Source organism: Allosphingosinicella sp. (assembly GCF_036387215.1).
Taxonomy (GTDB): Bacteria; Pseudomonadota; Alphaproteobacteria; order Sphingomonadales; family Sphingomonadaceae; genus Allosphingosinicella.
The window spans coordinates 1-1,953 of record NZ_DASVUE010000110.1; the positions used below are offsets into that span (position 1 = coordinate 1).

General features: G+C 68.5%; 3 protein-coding genes. 1 reads left to right on the top strand and 2 read right to left on the bottom strand.

What is annotated here, in order from left to right; all coding sequences use genetic code 11:
* The coding region (locus VF662_RS04640; protein WP_464138248.1) for an asparagine synthase-related protein at positions 1 to 829 on the top strand (829 nt) is incomplete at its 5' end.
* On the opposite strand, the gene truA is transcribed toward VF662_RS04640, so the two are convergent.
* On the bottom strand, positions 724 to 1,491 hold the full coding sequence (gene truA, locus VF662_RS04645; RefSeq protein WP_464138249.1) for a tRNA pseudouridine(38-40) synthase TruA: 768 nt from the start codon (positions 1,489 to 1,491) through the stop codon (positions 724 to 726). The genes VF662_RS04640 and truA overlap by 106 nt on opposite strands.
* Positions 1,488 to 1,953 (bottom strand): methionyl-tRNA formyltransferase (locus VF662_RS04650; protein WP_464138251.1); only part of this gene is annotated, 466 nt, incomplete at its 5' end. The genes VF662_RS04650 and truA, both read right to left, overlap by 4 nt.

Consider the following 1,953-nt stretch of genomic DNA (forward strand, 5'->3'; position numbering starts at 1 on the left):
GGAGCGGGCGAGGGGGCTCCTTCCCGCCGGCGTGAAGCGCGCCGTCGCTGCCATCGGCAACGTCTACCCCAAGCTCGATTGGGCGCCGCAATTCCTCCGCGCCAAGACGACATTGCAGTCGGTCGGACGCACCAGCGAGGAGGCCTATGCCGACGCCGTCAGCGTCACCCCCGCCGCCCTCCGCCAGCGCCTCTACCGCCCGGACCTCAAGGCCGCGCTCCAGGGCCACCGCGCCGAGGACCGCTACGTCGCCGCAATGCGCGAGGCGCCGGCGCACGATCCGCTCTCCCGCGCCCAATATGCCGATCTCAAGATCTGGCTCCCCGGCGACATTCTCACCAAGGTCGATCGAACCTCGATGGCCGTCAGCCTCGAAGCGCGTGAGCCGCTGCTCGATCATCGCCTGGTGGAATTCGCCGGCCGGCTCCCGCCCGAGCTCCGGCTCAAGAGCGGGCAGGGCAAGTGGCTCATGAAAAAGGCGCTGGAGCGGCATCTCCCACGGGAGATCCTCCATCGCCGGAAGATGGGCTTCGTCACTCCGATCAGCGCCTGGTTCAGGGGCCCACTCGCCGACGAGGCCGCTTCAGTCGCGCGCGGCTCGGCGCTTGCCGAACTCGGCTGGTTCGACGAGCCCGCGATCGCCCGGATCGCCGCCGATCACCGCTCGGGCAAGTCGGACAATGGCCGCCTCCTCTGGCAGCTCCTGATGCTCGACAAGTCGCTTCAGCGATTGTTCGGGCTCGGCCGCTCCTCCTCGTACAGCGCCTCGACAAAATACAGCCCGTCCGGCGGCGCGTTGAAGCCGAGGGCTGCCCGGTCCCGCGCCTGAAGCGCCGCCTTCAGATCCTTCGCGCTCCATTTGCCCCGCCCGACAAGCTCGAGGCACCCCACCATCGATCGCACCTGATGGTGCAGGAATGAGCGCGCCGCCGCCTCGATCTCGATCGTCTCGCCCAGCCGCCGCACGGTCAGCCGGTCGAGCGTCTTGACCGGGCTCTCCGACTGGCAATGGGCGGAACGGAAGGTCGTGAAGTCGTGCCGCCCGACCAGCAGCTGCGCCGCCCGGTTCATCTCGTCGGCGTGGAGCACCACCGGCACCCGCCACGCCCGCCCCGCCTCCAGCGCGAGCGGCGCACGCCGATTAGCGATCTTGTACACATAGCGCCGCCCGATGCAGCTGAACCGAGCGTGCCAGTCGCCGGCCACCTCCCGCGCGCCCACGATCGCCACCGGCAGCGGCCTGAGCTTGGCATTCAGCCCATCCGCCAGCCGAAACGCAGTGATCGGCCGCTCGACATCGACATGCGTGCTCATCGCCAGCGCATGCACTCCCGCATCGGTCCGCCCCGCCGCGTGAAGCACCGCCGTCTCGCCGGTGATCGCCGCCACCGCCTCCTCGATCGCCTGCTGCACCGACGGCCCATGCGCCTGCCGCTGCCAGCCCATGAACGGTCGCCCGTCATATTCGACCGTAAGCCGAAACCGGGTCACCCGAGCTTCGCCCCCACCGGAATCGGGAAGCCCCGAAGCAGCTCCGATGGCGTCATGACGCCGCGCCCCGAACGCTGGACGAGCGTCGGCACGATCGATCCCTCGCCACAGGCGATGGCGAGGCCCTGGTCCATCACTACGCCCGGCTCACCGCTTCCGCCGCCAATCTCGGCAGAGTGTATTTTTATGCGCTCGCCTGCATAGTTGAAGAAAGCGCCGGGCAGCGGATTGAACGCCCTGATCTGCCGCTCCACCTCTACCGAAGTACGCCCGAAATCGAGCTGCGCTTCGTGCTTTTCGATCTTCGCCGCGTAGGTCACTCCTGCCTCCGGTTGCGGCACTGGCACGGTGCCGGGGAGGGTTCGGAGTACCTGCGTCATCAGCTCTGCGCCGATCCTCGCCAGCTCCGCAGTCAATTCTCCCGCGGTTTTCCGCCCGATTTCCGTCTCCCGCACCGCAAGC